Annotated in this window: 15 protein-coding genes; 12 read left to right on the forward strand and 3 right to left on the reverse strand. The window is 58.7% G+C overall.

Annotation, left to right across the window (positions count from 1 at the left end):
• Positions 1-71 precede the first annotated feature (71 nt).
• Together aroE and ACE2AA_RS00880 are read left to right on the forward strand one after the other, a co-directional pair.
• The gene (gene aroE / locus ACE2AA_RS00875; RefSeq protein ID WP_141298718.1) at positions 72-935 is read left to right on the forward strand and encodes a shikimate dehydrogenase; all 864 of its coding nucleotides are present in this window, start codon (positions 72-74) and stop codon (positions 933-935) included.
• Positions 936-976: 41 nt separating this feature from the next.
• The gene (locus ACE2AA_RS00880; RefSeq protein ID WP_395370676.1) at positions 977-2470 is read left to right on the forward strand and encodes a sugar porter family MFS transporter; all 1494 of its coding nucleotides are present in this window, start codon (positions 977-979) and stop codon (positions 2468-2470) included.
• A gap of 268 nt (positions 2471-2738) precedes the next feature.
• On the opposite strand, the gene ACE2AA_RS00885 is transcribed toward ACE2AA_RS00880, so the two are convergent.
• A complete protein-coding gene (locus tag ACE2AA_RS00885) occupies positions 2739-4031 on the reverse strand; it encodes a DEAD/DEAH box helicase (RefSeq protein WP_141260049.1) in 1293 nt (430 codons plus the stop codon).
• Between the two features lie 705 nt (positions 4032-4736).
• Here ACE2AA_RS00885 and ACE2AA_RS00890 point away from each other — a divergent pair.
• From ACE2AA_RS00890 to ACE2AA_RS00905, 4 genes are all read left to right on the forward strand, one after another.
• The gene (locus tag ACE2AA_RS00890) at positions 4737-5240 is read left to right on the forward strand and encodes a flavin reductase family protein (protein WP_141260050.1); all 504 of its coding nucleotides are present in this window, start codon (positions 4737-4739) and stop codon (positions 5238-5240) included.
• A 955-nt stretch (positions 5241-6195) separates the two neighbouring features.
• On the forward strand, positions 6196-6936 hold the full coding sequence (gene exbB / locus ACE2AA_RS00895; protein WP_141298711.1) for a tonB-system energizer ExbB: 741 nt from the start codon (positions 6196-6198) through the stop codon (positions 6934-6936).
• An 11-nt stretch (positions 6937-6947) separates the two neighbouring features.
• Complete coding sequence (exbD, locus tag ACE2AA_RS00900; RefSeq protein WP_141260052.1) at positions 6948-7421, forward strand: TonB system transport protein ExbD; 474 nt, start codon at positions 6948-6950, stop codon at positions 7419-7421.
• Between the two features lie 25 nt (positions 7422-7446).
• On the forward strand, positions 7447-8310 hold the full coding sequence (locus ACE2AA_RS00905) for an energy transducer TonB (RefSeq protein WP_395370679.1): 864 nt from the start codon (positions 7447-7449) through the stop codon (positions 8308-8310).
• A gap of 75 nt (positions 8311-8385) precedes the next feature.
• Here ACE2AA_RS00905 and ACE2AA_RS00910 read toward each other — a convergent pair whose 3' ends face one another.
• Entirely contained in the window at positions 8386-9060 is a 675-nt protein-coding gene (locus tag ACE2AA_RS00910; RefSeq protein ID WP_395370680.1) for a biliverdin-producing heme oxygenase, read from the reverse strand.
• Between the two features lie 235 nt (positions 9061-9295).
• Between ACE2AA_RS00910 and ACE2AA_RS00915 the strand changes: the two genes are divergently transcribed.
• The 5 genes from ACE2AA_RS00915 to ACE2AA_RS00935 are packed head-to-tail and all read left to right on the forward strand — an operon-like array spanning position 9296 to position 14667.
• Entirely contained in the window at positions 9296-11572 is a 2277-nt protein-coding gene (locus ACE2AA_RS00915; protein WP_395370681.1) for a TonB-dependent hemoglobin/transferrin/lactoferrin family receptor, read from the forward strand.
• A complete protein-coding gene (locus ACE2AA_RS00920) occupies positions 11572-12510 on the forward strand; it encodes a hemin ABC transporter substrate-binding protein (RefSeq protein WP_395370682.1) in 939 nt (312 codons plus the stop codon). Before ACE2AA_RS00915 ends, ACE2AA_RS00920 begins: the two co-directional genes overlap by 1 nt.
• A complete protein-coding gene (locus tag ACE2AA_RS00925; RefSeq protein WP_395370683.1) occupies positions 12507-13532 on the forward strand; it encodes a FecCD family ABC transporter permease in 1026 nt (341 codons plus the stop codon). The genes ACE2AA_RS00920 and ACE2AA_RS00925 overlap by 4 nt, the downstream gene beginning before the upstream one ends.
• Positions 13532-14362: an ATP-binding cassette domain-containing protein gene (locus ACE2AA_RS00930; protein WP_395370684.1), complete on the forward strand. Its 831-nt coding sequence runs from the start codon at positions 13532-13534 to the stop codon at positions 14360-14362. Before ACE2AA_RS00925 ends, ACE2AA_RS00930 begins: the two co-directional genes overlap by 1 nt.
• The gene (locus ACE2AA_RS00935; RefSeq protein ID WP_141260057.1) at positions 14347-14667 is read left to right on the forward strand and encodes an antibiotic biosynthesis monooxygenase; all 321 of its coding nucleotides are present in this window, start codon (positions 14347-14349) and stop codon (positions 14665-14667) included. The genes ACE2AA_RS00930 and ACE2AA_RS00935 overlap by 16 nt, the downstream gene beginning before the upstream one ends.
• 368 nt (positions 14668-15035) lie before the next feature.
• On the opposite strand, the gene ACE2AA_RS00940 is transcribed toward ACE2AA_RS00935, so the two are convergent.
• On the reverse strand, positions 15036-15611 hold the full coding sequence (locus ACE2AA_RS00940; protein WP_395372067.1) for a TetR/AcrR family transcriptional regulator: 576 nt from the start codon (positions 15609-15611) through the stop codon (positions 15036-15038).
• A gap of 128 nt (positions 15612-15739) precedes the next feature.
• Here ACE2AA_RS00940 and ACE2AA_RS00945 point away from each other — a divergent pair, with 128 nt between their 5' ends.
• A complete protein-coding gene (locus ACE2AA_RS00945) occupies positions 15740-16921 on the forward strand; it encodes an alpha/beta hydrolase family protein (RefSeq protein WP_395370685.1) in 1182 nt (393 codons plus the stop codon).
• The last annotated feature ends 645 nt before the right edge of the window (positions 16922-17566 follow it).

The raw sequence follows: 17566 nt of genomic DNA on the forward strand, positions 1-17566 counted from the left end.
GCACCCACGGGGAAAAGCGTCTTGTTTTGCATAGCTATGCAACCCGATCCTTCATCCGTCAGGAACGCCGTATGAGCAACCAGAATTTCCGCAGCATTCTTACCGGTTCGTTTTCCACGCCCTGCGCCGATAATCCGACCGTTGCCATGATCGAGGCGGCATACCGCCATGCCGGAATCGATGCGCGCTATATCAATTGTGACGTCAAGGCCACGCATCTGGCAGCGGCTGTAAAGGGGGCGGTTGCCATGGAATGGGCAGGTTTCAACTGCTCCCTGCCGCATAAGGTGGCGGTTATCGACCATCTGGATGAACTGGCAGAAGCCGCGCGGATTATTGGCGCGGTGAACTGTGTCGCCATCCGTGATGGCAGGCTGGTTGGCAACAATACCGATGGCAAGGGTTTTCTTGCCTCCCTCAGGGATGTGGTTGATCCGGCGGGCAAGAAGGTTTTCATGCTTGGCGCCGGCGGGGCAGCGCGCGCCATTGCTGTGGAGCTGGGCCTGGCTGGCGCTGCCTGCATAACGGTGGTCAACCGTGACGCGGCAAAAGCCGAAACCATTGCGGCCCTGGTGCGCGACAATACCGGAAGTGACGCAACCGGTTGCCCATGGTCGGGAAAGGCCCGCATTCCCGACGGCACGGACATTGTCATCAACGCTACATCGGTTGGCCTTGGTGATGCTCTGGCCATGCCTGAAATTGACCTCGACACGCTGGTAAAGGGCCAGATCGTGGCAGATGTCATTCCCAATCCCCCCATGACACGGTTCCTGCGTGAAGCCCGCGAACGCGGCTGCACGCCGCTTGATGGTCTGGGCATGCTGGTCAATCAGGGCGTGATCGGTGTGGAGCTATGGCTTGGAAAAACGCTTGATGCAGGCGTGATGACGCAGACCCTGCGCGATATTTTTGGCGCGTCCGATGCGGGCTGACCAACGGTTCTTCTTGGCCACAAGGGAAAGGAAATGCCGGGATGCCCACTACACCGAACATTCAGGACCTATCCCGTTACCACACCCATGAACGCGCCCTGTCCGCCCTTGCGGCCATGGTGCATCATGGGGACCAGACCCTTTCCGCACGCCGGTATGTGTCCATTGCCGCCGCGGTTGCCGCGGTGGGTGGCCTGCTGTTCGGGTATGATACCGGGATCATCGCTTCCGCCCTGATTTTTGTGACACAGACATTTTCACTGTCTACGGCGGGGCAGGAGTGGGTGGCGGCAGCCCTGAACATCGGGGCGATTTTTGGCGCGCTGCTGAGCGGTCCCGTATCGGACCGATGGGGACGTCGGCCCGCCATCATGGTGGCTGCCGGCATATTCATCGCGGCATCGCTGGGGTGCGGGCTTGCCCCCAATGTCGGCACCCTGATTTTCGCGCGCCTATGGCTGGGGGTAGCGATTGGCGCTACTACGCAGATCGTGCCGGTCTATGTGGCCGAACTGGCCCCGGCATCCCGACGTGGGGGGCTGGTGTCGCTGTTCCAGCTTGTGTTTTCACTGGGCCTGCTTCTGGCGTTTTTCGTGGGATACGAACTGTCCGGCGGTGCCGGGTCATGGCGCGCGATGTTCATGCTTGGCGCCATTCCGGCCATTCTGCTTGCCCTTGGCATGTTCTTCCTGCCCGAAAGTCCACGCTGGCTGCTGCATCATGAACATGAACGCCGTGCCGTCTCGATCCTGTATAGACTACGCGGGCATAAGGATATCGTGCGGCAGGAACTGGAGGACGTCCTGACAGTCGATGCGGGGGAAGCCGCCGGGGCCAGCAGGTTCAGTCTGAAACAGCGCTGGATACGGCCTGCTCTTGTCGCAGCACTTGGGATTGCGGCTTTCTCGCAGCTATCCGGCCCCAATGTCATTGTCTATTACGCGCCCATCATCCTGTCGCAGGCCGGGCTTGGTCATTCGGCAGCATTGCTGACATCGGTTTCGGTCGGTGTTACGTCCACAATCACAACCGCAATGGGGATTGCGTTGATAGACCGCATCGGCCGTCGGCGCATGATGCTGTACATGCTGCCGGTGGCGGCCCTGTCCCTGTTTGTGCTGGGGGCTGTATTCCTCAGTTCCGCACCGCTCGCGGGGGTGCGGCTGATCCTTATGGTCGTGTCCCTTCTGGGCTATATCTTCTTTAATTTCGGCTCTCTATCCGTGGCCGTGTGGCTGATCGCTGCCGAAGTCTTTCCCCTGTTTGTCCGTAGCAAGGCGATGGGGATGGCAAGTGCGACGGTGTGGGTGTCCGACACGATCGTCTCCCTTGTCACGTTATCGCTGGTTGAGGCGCTGGGCACGACAGGTACCTTCTGGCTGTTCGGTTTCATAAACGTGGCAGCCTTTGTGTTTGTGTGGAAATATGTGCCTGAAACGGCAGGAACCACACTTGAACAGATTGAAAGCGCGCTTCGATCCGGGACGTTCTATACAAACTTCGGCAATCAGACCGGCACCCGTCAGGAGTCCTGACGGGTGGCGCAGGGGGTATCCCTGCGGCCGAACGTCGTGCGGTTTCCGGGCCTGTGTGGCAGGCTGACCGAAGGATCAGCCAGACCGGCATGCATTATCTGATGCGCGGATGCAGATCGATGATCCGGGTGCAATACCTGCCAGGATGCGCGTTCAATGCAGCCTTCCGGCATTTCACGGGATATTTGTCACGGCAGTATTGCAGGAACCGGGCGGACGCTGTGGGACAGGCCAACCCTTCAGGAACACATTCGCCTGTGCTGTGGGATCAGGCTGTTTCTGCAGCAGCTCTGGCGGCGGCCCGGGCCGCGTTCTTTTCTTCCTCGGTCCAGACTTTCCGCTCACGCTTTTTCTGCGGTTTGACCTGCTTGACCGGCCCACCACCCAGTACGGGGGCACGCATGGTCGAATTCCGTGCCGCTTCCGAATGCCATGGGTGGTCGGCCTGCACGGTCAGGGTACGGCCGATTTCGCGCTCCACATCACGTAGCCAGGCACGCTGTTCGGCATCGCACAGTGTTATGGCGAAACCGGTGCGGCCAGCACGACCGGTGCGGCCTATGCGGTGAACATAGCTTTCCGGCAGGCTGGGCAGGTCGTGGTTGAAAACATGCGTCACCGTATCGACGTCAATGCCACGTGCTGCGATATCCGTCGCCACCAGAACCTGCGCCGCGCCAGAGCGGAAGGCATCCAGCGCACGTTCGCGCTGGCCCTGCGACCTGTTGCCGTGCAGGGCTTCCGCCGTGATGCCTGCCGCGGTGATAAAGGCACAGACTTCGTTGGCAATATTCTTCTGCAGGGTAAAGACCACGGCCTGACCCATCCCTGGCGTCCGTAGCAGTTCCAGCAGGGCTGCCTTCTTGTCGGCTGCATCGACAAACATGACCGACTGCTCGATCCGGTCAACGGTGGTCGAGGGTGGGGTAATCTCGACCTTTGCCGGATCGCGCAGCAGGCGCTCGGCCAGTGTGGTGATGGATTTCGGCATCGTTGCCGAAAACAGCAATGTGTGCCGATCTTCCGGCAGTGCCGCGACAATACGTTCGATCGGCTTGGCAAAACCCATATCGAGCATCTGGTCGGCTTCGTCCAGCACTAATGCCTCAAGCTGTGACAGATCGCACAGGCCCTGATCGATCAGATCCAGCAACCGTCCCGGCGTGGCCACGATGATGTCCACGCCAGCCCGGAGCGCATTAATCTGGTGAAACTGGCTGACACCGCCAAAAATCGTTGTCACGCTGGGCTGCATCTGGCGACCGAAGCTTTCGAAACCATCGGCGATTTGCGAAACCAGTTCGCGCGTGGGGGCCAGCACCAGCACGCGGGCGCCCCCTGTGGGGGCCGGGCGCGGTGTTGCGGCAAGACGGTGCAGCAGGGGCAGTGCAAAAGCGGCGGTCTTGCCCGTGCCGGTCTGGGCCATGCCCAGCAGGTCGCGGCCTTCCAGCAGCAATGGGATCGACCGGGCCTGAATGGGGGTAGGGTTGGTGTACCCTTCCTCAGCCAATGCATTGAGCAGGAGCGGCGTCAGGGAAAGATCGGCAAAAGTCATAGACATGGTAAGGCGGCGCCTCCGGCGCTAGATCAAAGGCTACGCCGGTTTGGGCTTCGCGGGTCTGGGACGCGGACTTTTACGGGGGATGCCGCACCGCGTCAACGCGGGGACAGGCGGCCTGCGATGGTTTTCCCTTTTTTTCAAAATCCGTCGATCAGGCGGATTGATTTGCCATCTGCAAAACAGGGGAAACGGAACAGGGCAGCATCCATGACCACTTTCCGTCCCATCACGATATCTGTTGCCAGTTGTCCCGCATCGGGCCCCATTCCAAAACTGTGTCAGGAAAAGCCGGTCAATAACCGGCATGGCGTCGGATATGACATCACTCAGGCCATCCCTGAACGGGGACTGTCCGGCAGATTGAGGGCAGAATTCGCAGCATTCTCACAGAACAGCCGTGCCCAGGTGCCCTGACCATGACAACCTGACCGGTGCAAACATACCCTGATTTGATCATGATATTACAGATATTTCCTGCTGGCCGTTCAATGCCACGTTCCGCGCAATGCTGGACCATGCCTGCCCTCCTTATTCTAAGCCATCCGTGCATCTTCCACAAAAGGGTCCATGGCGGACATGGTCGGCAGCCGCAGCCATCTGGGGCAATACACCATAATGATGGTCAGCCATTCCCGACCGCCTTCTGGACATATGCCGTTCCGCCGCGTCATTCTTGGACGCCAACACTGCAAAGGAAAAAGCATCATGGATGAACAGGCCAGGAAAACCGCGCTGCGGATGATCCCTTACGGTCTCTATGTGCTGACGGCTGGAACGAAAGAAACCGCCATCGCGTCCGCCACGATCAACTGGGTAACCCAGACCAGCTTTGCCCCACCGCTTCTGGCACTTGGCATCAAGACGGATTCCGCTGTTTATGCCACCGCGCGAAAAAGCGGCGATCTGGTGCTGAACATTCTGGGCAAGGGGCAGGGTGGTCTGGCCTTTGCATTCTTCAAGCCTGCCGAATACGCCAATGGCAAGCTGGGCGGACAGGATGTTCGCTGGGCCGCGAATGGCGCTCCCATCCTGACCAGCGTCCCGGCGGCAGTCGAACTGAAGGTGCGTCATGTCGTGGAACTGGGCGACCATCATACTTTTGTGGCCGAAGTCACGAACGTGCACATCAACCACGAAATCGCAGGCCGCCCCGATGAAGCCGTCCTGCACATGAAGGATCTGGGCGAGAAAGTCTTCTACGGCGGCTGATCGTCTTTTTCCCATGGCCTGTCCCCTGCCTGTCACGCGGGCCGGAAAGCGGCGCGGAGATGATCCACGCCGTAACCTGTCACTGTGAGAATCCTTGGATGCGGGGAATGGATGGATGCAGGGGGCGGCAGGACGGGCAACTGTCTGATCGGTGCGTCATGCACGGTTGTTCATTGCGGCAGGACTGGTCTGATAACGAAGGCAAAGGGGTTGAACTGGTTGTTCGACTGCTTTGTCAGGCAAGGTTTCGGGCATGCTGGTTTATGGCATCGGGGTCTGATTGATGACTTACAGGCAGTCGTGACAGAACAGGGCTGTAAGTGAAGTGTTTTTTACTGACTGAACACCAGATACGGCTGATGATTATCGCGTCATAAGCGCGATTGTATATCTGATCCGCAACGGATTTTCGTGGAAAGCCTGCACTGCAGGGGCATGGTGCCCCACAAGATTTCCTTTTCAGGGCATTCAGGGATGCAGCGCAAAGGAACGGGCTGGGGCCTATGCAAAATTAATTTGCGATTCATTCTCACGCGCATTATTAATTCATCAGGTCACATGACCCCCCATATCCTTCACCGCTGGTCCATCGTCGATCAATGAACCAGCCTTATCTGCACTTCCTGTCTTCTGGCCATGTGCATAAACCGGATTGCCGATGCTGTTTTCCAGGCAGATATTCGACACGTTCTTCAGAGATGACGACCCGCTGTATCAGGTTCTGCCATCGGGCATGCCCGATACCAGAATGGACGTGCGGGTAGCGAAGGCGGGGGCACCCTGTCCTGATCGTGCCGGACATGATGACTGCCTTCGGCCATCTGTCAGTATCGGTAGACCAGCAGGACATTCGGCTGGGCCTGTTTCGGGGGCTCCGTTCCTTTTTCCTTATCGTGCCGATCGCCAGCTTTCCATGGGCATGGCGTGGCAACCTGCCTGCTGAAGGAGGTCACTCATGACCCCGATTTCGTTTTCCCCATGGGGGATGTTCCTCAACGCTGGTCCCGTCGTCCGCTGCGTAATGATCCTGCTGGCGGCAGCTTCGCTGCTGACATGGACCATCTTCATCGCCAAGTCGGCTGAACTGCTGCGTGTGCGGCACAAACTCAGCAAGGCTGAAAAAGCGCTGGAAGAGGCCAATACGCTGGATCTGGGCGAGGAATGGACCCGTGAGAACGCATCCATCGCCCATACACTGGTCATGGCGGCAGAAACCGAGCGCAGACGTTCCGCCGACATCCCGGATGATGGTGAGGGGCTGAAGGAACGCATCGTACTCCACCTCGAACGGCTGGAAGCGGCCGAAGGGCGTCGCCTCGTGCGTGGTACCGGGGTTCTGGCCACCATCGGCGCAACATCGCCATTCATTGGCCTGTTCGGCACGGTCTGGGGCATCATGACGTCCTTTACCGGCATCGCGGCGAGCAGGGCGACGAGCCTTGCCGTAGTAGCCCCTGGCATTGCCGAAGCCCTGCTGGCGACTGCCCTTGGTCTGGTCGCGGCCATTCCGGCGGTGGTGATCTACAACCACCTTGCCCGTCAGACGGCATCATGCCGCGCACAGGTGGCGGACCTGACGGCATTGGTCATGCGTCTGGTCTCACGCGATCTGGGCCGGACGCAGATGCGCATGGGACAGGACAATATCGTGCGCCTTGCCCAACAGCGGCACGATGCCCTTGCAGCGGCGGAATAGAGGACGCATTCATGGCCATTCATATCCGCCACGCAGATGAAAGTCCGCATGAAGCCAGTGAGATCAACGTCACGCCGTTCATCGATGTGATGCTGGTGCTGCTGGTCATTTTCATGGTTACGGCTCCGTTGACCACGGTCAACGTTCCGGTGGACCTGCCGTCTTCGACCGAAAAGCCGACGCCACGCCCGGATGCCCCGGTATTCCTGACCGTAAAAGCCGATCATAACCTCGCTCTTGGCGAGGATGACATTACGATGGATGGGCTTGCAGCCGCACTGGAAACCGCCAGCAGGGGTAATAAGAACGAGCGCGTTTTCCTGCGCGCCGACAGGACGGTGGATTACGGCACATTGATGGGGGTGATGGATAGACTGCGCGCTGCCGGTTATCTCAAGGTCGCACTGGTCAACCTGCAGGGGCGGGAAGAAGGTCATGCCCCTGCGGCTGCTATGGTGCCATCAGATATAGTCAGCGCCCCATGACAGGCAGCGCGGCAGGAGATGTGTCATGAGTTATGCGGCTGGCACAATGCCCCCGGCTGGTGATCCTACCGTAGCGTCGTTTACGCAATGGCGATACAGCCAGAAACGACTGGCCCGGCGGGTGGATGCCATCCGCTGGGGACTGTCGTTCCTTGTGGTAATGGCTGTGACCGGTGGCGCGGTGACGTGGGTCATGCGCCAGCCGTCCCCGCCCGTGGTGGTGTCGGAACCGCCGCCTGCAGCCATCGCCATCGCCATTGACATGGCCCCTGAACCGGTCTCATCCCCGGTTCCGCTCACGGATGTGCCCCCCGGCCCCAGACAGACGCTGTCCATGCCCGATTCCCAACCGGACCCGCCGCCAGAGATCATGGCGCCCCCCGCGCCCAAGCCAGATCCGCCGGTTCCCGTGCCCAGGGAAGAAAAGCGCAAAATATATAAAAAGATGACAAAGTCGGCCCTACTACAGAAAAAACCGGTGCCGGACAGGACGCCGCCGGCTGACGTTACTACTTCCCCCCCGTCCACCGAAGCATCATCCACCCCGACGCTGGAGGCACCTGCGCCGGGGGCTTCTCCGGTCCATGCCGCACATGATCCGGCTACGTGGCAGGGCGCGTTGCTGGCGCGGCTGGAAAAGTTCAGGCGCTACCCCTCGGCCGCGATGAGCCGCCAGCAGGAAGGCGTGCCCACCGTGACCTTTTCCATGGACCGCAGGGGGCACGTCGTCTCGGTCATGCTGGCCAGCAGTTCCGGTCATCCCATGCTGGATCAGGAAGCCGTGGCGCTGCCCAGCCGCGCCCAGCCGCTACCTGTCCCGCCTGACAGTGTGGCGGGGGAGACCATTACGCTGACCGTTCCGGTTGAATTCTACCTTCACCAGAACTGATCATATGGCAGCGTGGGCAGTTGCGCGGCATGCGCCGGTTATCACTGATATCGGCGGGGGTAGCTCCGGCAGTATTCAATACCACTTTACTGTCCGGCCACTTCCGCCTGACGCATCGGTGTGATGTGCGTGCGTTCCGTGGTGCGCAGGGCCAGATGGAACGGTGTCTGCCGGGTGTTTCAACACCGGAATATAGCTCTTTACGCGGGCATAGCTGTCCCGTGCGCCCTGAACGCAGCGTTCCGGATCAAGCTGTGCGTTATCCATTGCCTTGCGGAACGCGGCCCATGAAGGGCCACGTCCCATCGGGTCCGGTGCCAGGTGCCGGGCGCCGGAATTTTCGTTAAATCCCATTTTTCCAGCAAGTTTGATCAAAAAATTGGCGCCGAGTTTTGATCCTTCCGCCACATACAGCCATCCAATGGCGGTAGAGGGGTCCGTTATGCCAGGTGGCGCGCCTGAAGCTGGCAGGGCGACACCCAGATCCGCCATGTCAGCCGAGACCTGCCTGAATCTGTTTCTTGCAGCCAGGTCCGGCACGATGTGCGCCAGATCCTGGTTGTCATATAACGGGCTGATATCGCGGTGGAACAGGTACTGTAGCAGAACAAAAGCCCGATAGCCCGTGGCATCCGTAAACATCCCGCCTGACATGACGGCATGATTAACCGCGTCGTGCTCCTGCTGTGTTGCCTCGCGCAGATAGCCTGACAGGGGTGTGTGAATGTTCCTGTCGCTTAACGAAGTCATGATTTTTCTCCTGTTACAATTTTATACTTGGGGGACATTGGCTGGATGCTTGCGTCAGGCAGGCATCTTCTGCTGGAAACCACTATTCCCTTATTAATGCAACTAAGAATCAGGCGCAATAAAATCCTTGCCACGATGAGATTTGTGCGCTTATCGTCATGATAATGATTCTCATTATCGACGGTGAATGATGATAAAGCTTTTATTCCGACGACGGCAGCCACGTCGCCGTCACATGCTTGCCACCACAGTCCTGGCCTGTGCCTGGTTTCCGCCTGCCTTTGCCACACCGTCGGCAACGGATACGGCAACATCTGCAGCCATAGCCGCAAAACAGTCTCCGTCCCTGGCGCAGGTTTCCCTGTCACCAGCGGCCCCCATCAAGCTTTCGCCTGTAAAGGTGCAGGGCACGACAGACATCATCGACCTGATGAAATTTGATCCGGACAAGGATCATAGCGAAGTGGGCAAACCGGCGGTCCTGACCACCACCACAACCTACAAAACCTTCCGGGACCGGCAGATTGACAGTCTGGAAGATTACTCGCGGCGTGTGGATGCCGCTGTAAATTACAGTAATGGAAATTCCAGCATCAATATCCGTGGTCTGGACCAGAACCGGATCCTGACGACGATTGACGGCGTGCGCATGCCATGGGCGAACGATGGCGCCTATGCTGGAAGTTTCAATACCGCGCAGGGGGGCGTGAGTGATTTCGATTTCAATTCACTTGGCGCGATTGATGTTGTCAAAAGTGCGGATTCCAGCTTTTTCGGCACCGGGTCACTGGGCGGCGTGATTGCCCTGCGCACGCTGGACCCGGAGGACATTCTCAAGCCAGGCAGGAATTTCGGCGGCCTGACCAAGCTGACCTATAATGGCGCAAGCGAGGCCGCACTGCTCAATCAGGCTTTTGCGGCGCGTTACAAGAACACTGTGTTCCTGTTGCAGGGTGGCTACCAGAATGGCAGCGAAACCGGCAACCGTGGTGACATAGGCGGCTATGGCCGGACCCGGACAATGAAAGATCCTGCTTCCTATCAGGTCGGCAATTTTCTGGGCAAGGTCCGGCATTATTTTGCCGGCGGCCACAGGATCGGCCTGACGGGGGAATGGTATGACCGCAATTATAACGAGGAAACCAAAACTTCCGAAACCACGGCAACCGACCGCTACTACACCCGCAGCGAAAACCAGCGCTCCCGCGTATCAGCCAATTACGACTATCAGGCCGATAGCCCGACGGCCCTGTTCAGCGAGGCGCATTTCCTAGCCTACTGGCAGAGCATAAAGACCGATACCGACATCACCAACCGGGATTCCGCCAACGCCTCGACCTATACCCATGAACATCTGAGCCTGCCCGTGCAGTCCTATGGTGTTACCGGGTCAGCGACAAACAACATCTTTACCGGCCCGCTGCACCACAAGATCACCTATGGCGGCGAAGTCTTCCTGACGGATACCTACCAGACCCAGACCGGGCAGCAGGCGGTCTCCAGCCCCTACCTGCACGACAATTTCTCCGACATGCCGAAGGTCCATGGCACGGATATGGGTGCCATCGTTCAGGACCGCATTGGCATCGGTCGCAATGAGTGGTTCCATATCACGCCGGGCTTCCGTTTCGATTACTTCCAGCGTGACCCGCACAATACTACATCCTACATGGCGAATGCGGGCTATGGCGGCCTGCCACACGGTGCCCATGGCTCGCACTTCTCACCCAAGGTGCTGGTGGAAGCCCGTGTGGCCCATGACCTGACCCTGTATGGACAGTATTCCGAAGCCTACCGCGCGCCATCGGCCACGGAAGAATACCTGAACTACAGCACGCCACCGTTCTATCAGGTCACCGGCAATCCCAATCTCAAGCCTGAAAGCAGCAGGGGATGGGAAGTGGGCATGAAATACGGCAACTCCGAACGCGGGGCCAATATTTCGTTCTATGATAACCACTACAACAATTTCATCGATATGGAAGGGGTCAGTGGCTGCACGGGGTATTACCTGTGTTATGGCTACACCAACCTGGCGCATGTGCGCATCTATGGCGTGGAGGCAAGTGTCAACTGGGCGTTTGACCGGCACTGGCACGCATGGGGTTCGTTTGCCTATTCCGATGGGCGCGATACCGACATGAACTTCCATCTCAGTTCGGTCGCACCCTTCCGCGGGATCATCGGCTTTGGCTACAAGAGGGATAACTGGGGCACCGACCTGTCGGGCACATTCGCCACCTCACGTGATGACGCCAAATACCTGACGACCACGGGATCATTACAGAACCAGTGGAAAACGCCCGGTTACGTCATTTTTGACCTGACAGGCTGGTACAGCCCCACATTCTACCGTCCACTACGCATACAGGCGGGTATGTACAACATCTTTGACAAGGCTTATTACAACGCCGCCTCGCTGCCCTATGGTCAGTCGTCCAGTTCCCTTTCGGAGCGGTATTACACGCAGCCCGGCCGCTCCTTCAAGGTAACCGCAAGGATCGAGTTCTGATGACCGATAATCCTGTGGGCTTCAACCGGATGGATATGGGACGCCGGATGTTTGTCAGCCTGCTTGCCGGCGCCATGCTGATCGCACCACGCCCGGGTCGGGGGTGTGAAGGCGACATGATCACGGATTGCCGGGGGCGGCGCGTAAAGGTCGGTCCGGCAAGGCGTATTGCAAGTATTGGCGGCACCATCACGGAAACATTATATGCGCTGGGTATGGACCGGCGCATCATCGCGGTCGATATGACCGCAACATGGCCCGAACGGGCCTTGCATGAAAAAAAATCTGTAGGCTACATGCGCGCCCTGTCTGCCGAAGGGATTCTTTCGCTTCAGCCTGACCTGATCCTGGCCATGAACGATAGCGGACCGCCACCGGTTCTGGATCAGTTGATGGCATCTGCCGTACCGGTGGTGTTTGTCGACGCCACACCGTCCGAAGAGGCCATATTGGCCCGTACGCGCTTTCTGGCAGACCTGATGGATGCAAAAACGGCAGGTGCGCAGCTGTGCGCGGACATAGCGCAGCGTTTCGATATGCTGGCGCAGTGGCGCGCGGCGCATCCGGTTACCAGACGGGTGCTGTTTATCATGCGCATGAACAATAATCGCCCGATGGTAGCAGGTACGAATACTGCGGCGGATGCCGTGATCCGTCTGGCGGGTGGTGCCAATCCTGCAACGTTCGGGGGGTACAGGATACTCGACCAGGAAGCCCTGATCGACCTGCGCCCGGATGCCGTGCTGACCATGGAACAGGATGCGCCACAGGTCCGGACGGCTCTGCTTGGCAATGCTGGCTTCCGGCTGACGCCAGCAGGCAAAAGCCATGCAATCATCGGCATGGAGGGGGAGCGTCTGCTGGGCTTTGGCCCGCGTACACCTGACGCGGCGCTGGAACTGGCTCATCGCCTTCAGGGCATTGGCATGCCCGCATGAGGGAAAGGGGCTTTCGCGCGTTCTGGCTTCTGTGCGCTCTGCCAGCCATGCTGGTGCTGACCATGCTTCTTGCGCTTGATACCGGGGCGACCACGGTTCACCTGCGTGATCTATGGCATTATGCTACCGGGGCGCAGGGACAGGCGGCACATCTGGTGCTGTGGGGCATCCGGGGCCCCCGTATTGCCATGGCCTGCCTGACCGGGGCGGCGCTGGCGGTTGCCGGTACGATCATGCAGGGGCTGTTTCGCAATCCGCTGGCTGATCCCGGGCTGGCAGGGGTTTCGTCTGCCGCGGCGCTGGCGACGGCCTGCGTCATTGTTCTGGGGGGAGCATGGCAATGGGTAACGGGGCTTGGCATGTGGGCGATCCCATGCGCGGGCATTGCGGGCAGTTTCGCGGGTATGGGGCTTCTCTATTTTTTCGCCACGCGCGGCGGTGTTACGTCAATTACCGCCATGCTGCTGGCGGGTGTGGCCTTTGGTGCGTTTTCCGGCGCGCTGACCGGTATCCTGATTTTCCGGGCGGACGATACAGCCCTGCGTGACCTGACATTCTGGACAATGGGCAGCTTTTCAGGCGCGACGTGGAGCGGTGTTGGCCTGCTGGTGCCTTTCCTGCTGGTTGCCGGTGGCCTTGCAATCCATCTTGCCACACCGTTGAATGTCATGCTGCTTAACGAGCATAATGCACAGTTGATGGGGTATCCGGTTGAACGGATCAAAAGCCTGTCGATGCTGGCTGTGGCCTGCGCCACCGGCCCGACCGTATCTCTGGTGGGGGCGATTGGTTTCGTTGGGGTAGTCGTACCACATCTGGTACGGCTTATGGTGGGGCCTGACCATCGGGTCGTGCTGCCCGCCAGCGCCATCCTTGGCGCAACGCTGCTGACGGGGGCTGATACCATGGCCCGCACGCTGGCCAGCCCGGCAGAGATACCGGTTGGTATCGTGACGGCGCTGCTGGGCACACCGGCTTTTGTCTGGCTGCTGGCACGTAGTCACCGCACGGGTGTTTCGTGATGACACTGGAATTACGACACGTAACATGGCGACAGGGAGGGCACGAAATCCTGCGTGACATCACCCTGTCATTTGGCAGGGGACAGGTCACGGCCGTTATCGGTCCCAATGGCGCGGGCAAGAGTTCCCTGCTGCGCCTTGCCTGCGGGCTGTCCGCGCCCACAGGTGGGCAGGTGGTGCTGGATGGCAGACCGCTTGCAGCCATGTCTCACCGTCATCTCGCCACGCAGCGTGCAATGCTGACGCAGGACAGTGAGGCCGCAGGCCAGTTTCTGGTGCGCCAGATGGTCATGATGGGGGGCGGGATATCGGCCAATGGGCTGGGCATGGAGCAGCAGGCTGCCCTGGCCAACATGCTGGTGCGCGAGGTCGGGCTGGAGCGGCTGGCCGAACGGCAGATGATGACCCTGTCTGGCGGTGAACGCCAGCGTGCCCATCTCGCCCGTGTCCTGATGCAACTGGAAGCGGCCCGGGTCAGGGGGGCGGCCCCCGGTTTTCTCCTGCTTGATGAGCCGATTTCAGCGCAGGATCCTGCCCATCAGGTGCTCGTCCTGCAACTGGCACGCCAGCATGCAGCCCGGGGCGGGGGTGTTGTTGTCGTATTGCATGACCTGAACTGGGCCGCTGCCTGTGCCGACCGCCTGGTGGTGGTGGCGCAGGGTATGGTCCATGCGCAGGGGCCGCCTGAATCCGTCCTGACGCAGGATCTGGCCTGCGCCATTTTCGGGCTTGGGAAAAACTGTGTCCACTTCCACGCAAGAACGGCCAGACCTTTCATTCTTCCCCATGATAATATTAACGAGGAAACAGACATATGTACATCGCCATGAACCGCTTCCGGGTAAAACCCGACTGCGTAAAGGAATTCGAACAACGCTGGCTGGCCCGCGACGTGCTGCTCAGGACCGTACCCGGCTTCGTCAGTTTCCAGTTCCTGCGTGGACCGGCACATGAGGATCACGTTCTTTACGCATCGCACACCGTATGGGTGTCCCATGCTGCATTTGGCGCATGGACGCAGTCGGAACAGTTCCGGCAGGCCCATGCACAGGCAGGCAGGGGCACGGTCCTGACAATTGGTCCACCGGTATTCGAGGGTTTCGACGTATTGCAGGATATAACCGCGAGTAATTGAAAGGGATATGGCGGCGGAAAGACGTCCGCCTCATGCGATCATTCCGACGGACTGACATGCGGAGCCAGCAGGTGGCCCTGCATGCCTGCGGCCATATGTCGCTTTGACCCCGGTTCGCGTTTGAACCCGTCATATCTGGCCACCGGCCCTGGCCGGGTGCCCCCATTGGGCTGTCCGAAATGGCTGCCATTGGTTTTGTTCGGATGCCAATGCTGCGAAACCACCGGCTTCCATCCAGCATTACGCTGTCGATGGGCTATGGGGCAGGATGGCAGGTTACCCGGCATGGCGTGCCACGCACTTGCGCAGGGACTGCCTGCATTCTGGGATTTTCTTTGAGTTGAAGCACAGCTTCCCAGTTCCACCCGTTATCGCAGGGCGTCATCAAGAAGGTCTTCAAGCGACATGTATTCTCCCTGACTGGATAGCAAGACATCCAGAAAGCCATCAATGGCCAGAACAGCCAGACCATGCACCTTTCCCCAATGGGCCGCACGTGTTCCGGTACGTGTCCGCTGTGGCGGGTGATCTTTCAGATTATCGATCAGAAGGGTAAGCATCAGTGACGTCCGGGTCGAGGCTGCGGCAAGGATCGGGTCTTTCCGGTCAATCACATCACTTCGGAACATCAGGGTAAACAGGCCAGGATTGTTAATGGCAAAGCGCACATAGACCAGACCGGCTGCATGGGCACCTTTTTCAAGAACGGGTTCGAGGGCTGCTGCAAGTTCTTCATAGCCTGTCGTCGCAAGCGCGCTCAGCAGGCCCGTCAGGTTTCCGAAATGCGGCGCGGCAGCAGCCGAGGAGACTCCAGCATGGCGCGTGATGGCGCGCAGGCCAAGGACGGAGATTCCCTGCTGTTCAAGCAGGGTACGGGCCGAACGGAGGAGCTCGGCCCGCAGATCCCCATGATGGTAATTTTTCCGGACTTTCCGAGGTTCCATTACCTGCACTTCCATGATCGGCCTGCCCGCCATCATCCTTGACAACAGGTCCATGGAGGAATCTTGTCATTGATAAGTTTGACTTTCAGGGCCGGTCAAGGAAAGATCGCACCGCAAAAGGATTTATCATGCTCTTTCGTCGTTCCAGCCTTACAGTCGCAGGTCTGCTTGCAGGTATATGTTGCTCTGCCCTGGCGGTCGGTGCCCATGCCGCCCCTGCCCAGATCAGACCTGGCACGCTGAGTGCATCTGAACCACTGGCACCGTCTTTCAGTCTGCCTGACGCCGGGCGGTCCGTGCGGATCACCTACCTGTCAACGAATGGCGTGACAGGCAGGGGCCTTGTTCCCGTAACGGCGGAAGTCATCCTGCCTGCGGGTAAGCCGCCGGCAGGGGGCTGGCCGATCGTTGCCTGGGCCCATGGTACGGTGGGGGTGGCCGACCATTGCGCGCCGTCCAACAATCCGTGGACCGAACGCAACCGTCACTATCTGTCTGAATGGATGAAACGTGGCTTTGCCGTGGTCGGTACCGATTATCAGGGACTGGGCACGCCTGGCACGCATGCCTATCTCGATACCCGTGTAGAGGCCTACAGCCTTCTGGATGGCGTGCGCGCGGCACTTGCTGGCATTCCGGGACTGCAGAACAGGATCATGATTGTCGGGCAGTCGCAGGGCGGCGGCGCGGCCTTTGCGTCGGCGGCGTTTGCGCCCGCTTATGCGCCCGAACTGGATATCCGGGGCACGGTGGCCACGGGTGCGCCTTATATCACGCCTGAACTGCTACAGCAGATGACCGCGCTGGATCAGGCAAAGGGCGGCTACAATCCTGTCATGGTCTATGCCCTGTATCTTGCACAGGGTCTTGCGGGCTATGATGCCGGTTTCCGACCGGAAGACACTTTTACCCCGAAAGCGATGCCCGCCTATCAGGCTGCTGCGGGTCTATGTGTGCATGAACTGACGGATAAGGTGAAGACGGATGGGCTGAATTTTAGCAACTCCCTGAAGCCGGATTTTTTAAAGACGCTTGCGCCAGCCCTGATGGCAATGAAGTATCCGACCATGAAGCTGCCCCAGCCACTGTTCATGGGAATAGGCGAACTGGACCGCGATGTGCCGCCGCCGTTGCAGTTGGGTCTTGTCAAAGCGGCCTGCGCTGCGGGGACAATTGTACAGGCGCATGTCTACAAGGGACTGAACCATGACCAGACCGTCAATGCATCCCTGCCGGATTCAGCTGCGTTCACGACGGCAGTCATGGTGGGCCAGCCGGTAACACCGCAGAGCAGTCCGATCCCTGAATAAATATCTGAAGACCGGCTGGATCAGGTGGAAACGGGGTGCCTGATCCAGTCGTGTCATAACCGGGCCTTTGTTGAATTCCTTGGTTTTCCTGGCCGGTCTGTCAGTAGGGTATCGTTGCTTTTAAGTCGTACGGTTGAATGGACATAGACTGGTCGTTTCTGAATATTACTTGTGTAAATCTTTAAATATTATTTAATGTTTTGGTTGTTTTACTGAAAGATTCGGTCGAGACAGGCATCTTCACAAGAATGGATAGTCGAATTGACGACCAACAGACTGAACATTTAAGGAACGAAAGTGGCGAAACACAGGCCCATACCGCCCGCGCAGCAGGTGTGAACACAGCCAGCATATCAGTCCTGGGAAACGGGCACGACAGAAGTTCCGAAACCTCAGCTTTTCAAGCTGGCAAGGCATTTCAAGGTCTCCAAACTGGAATTTCTTGGTCGACATCCGCCAAAAATTGTAGCGCTTTATGATAATAAATCGTCACCGGATCTGCAATATTAAGGTGAATGCGCAATACATTTCTGCGGTGGCGGTATGACATTGCTGCTTTTAATTTCAGAAGCTGTGTATGTGCAGGCCTATAGTGAATTGCAGAGTAAAAAAGAATTTCATTGCCATAAAGGATCTGGCTAATCG

This window comes from Komagataeibacter diospyri (assembly GCF_043995075.1).
GTDB lineage: Bacteria > Pseudomonadota > Alphaproteobacteria > Acetobacterales > Acetobacteraceae > Komagataeibacter > Komagataeibacter diospyri.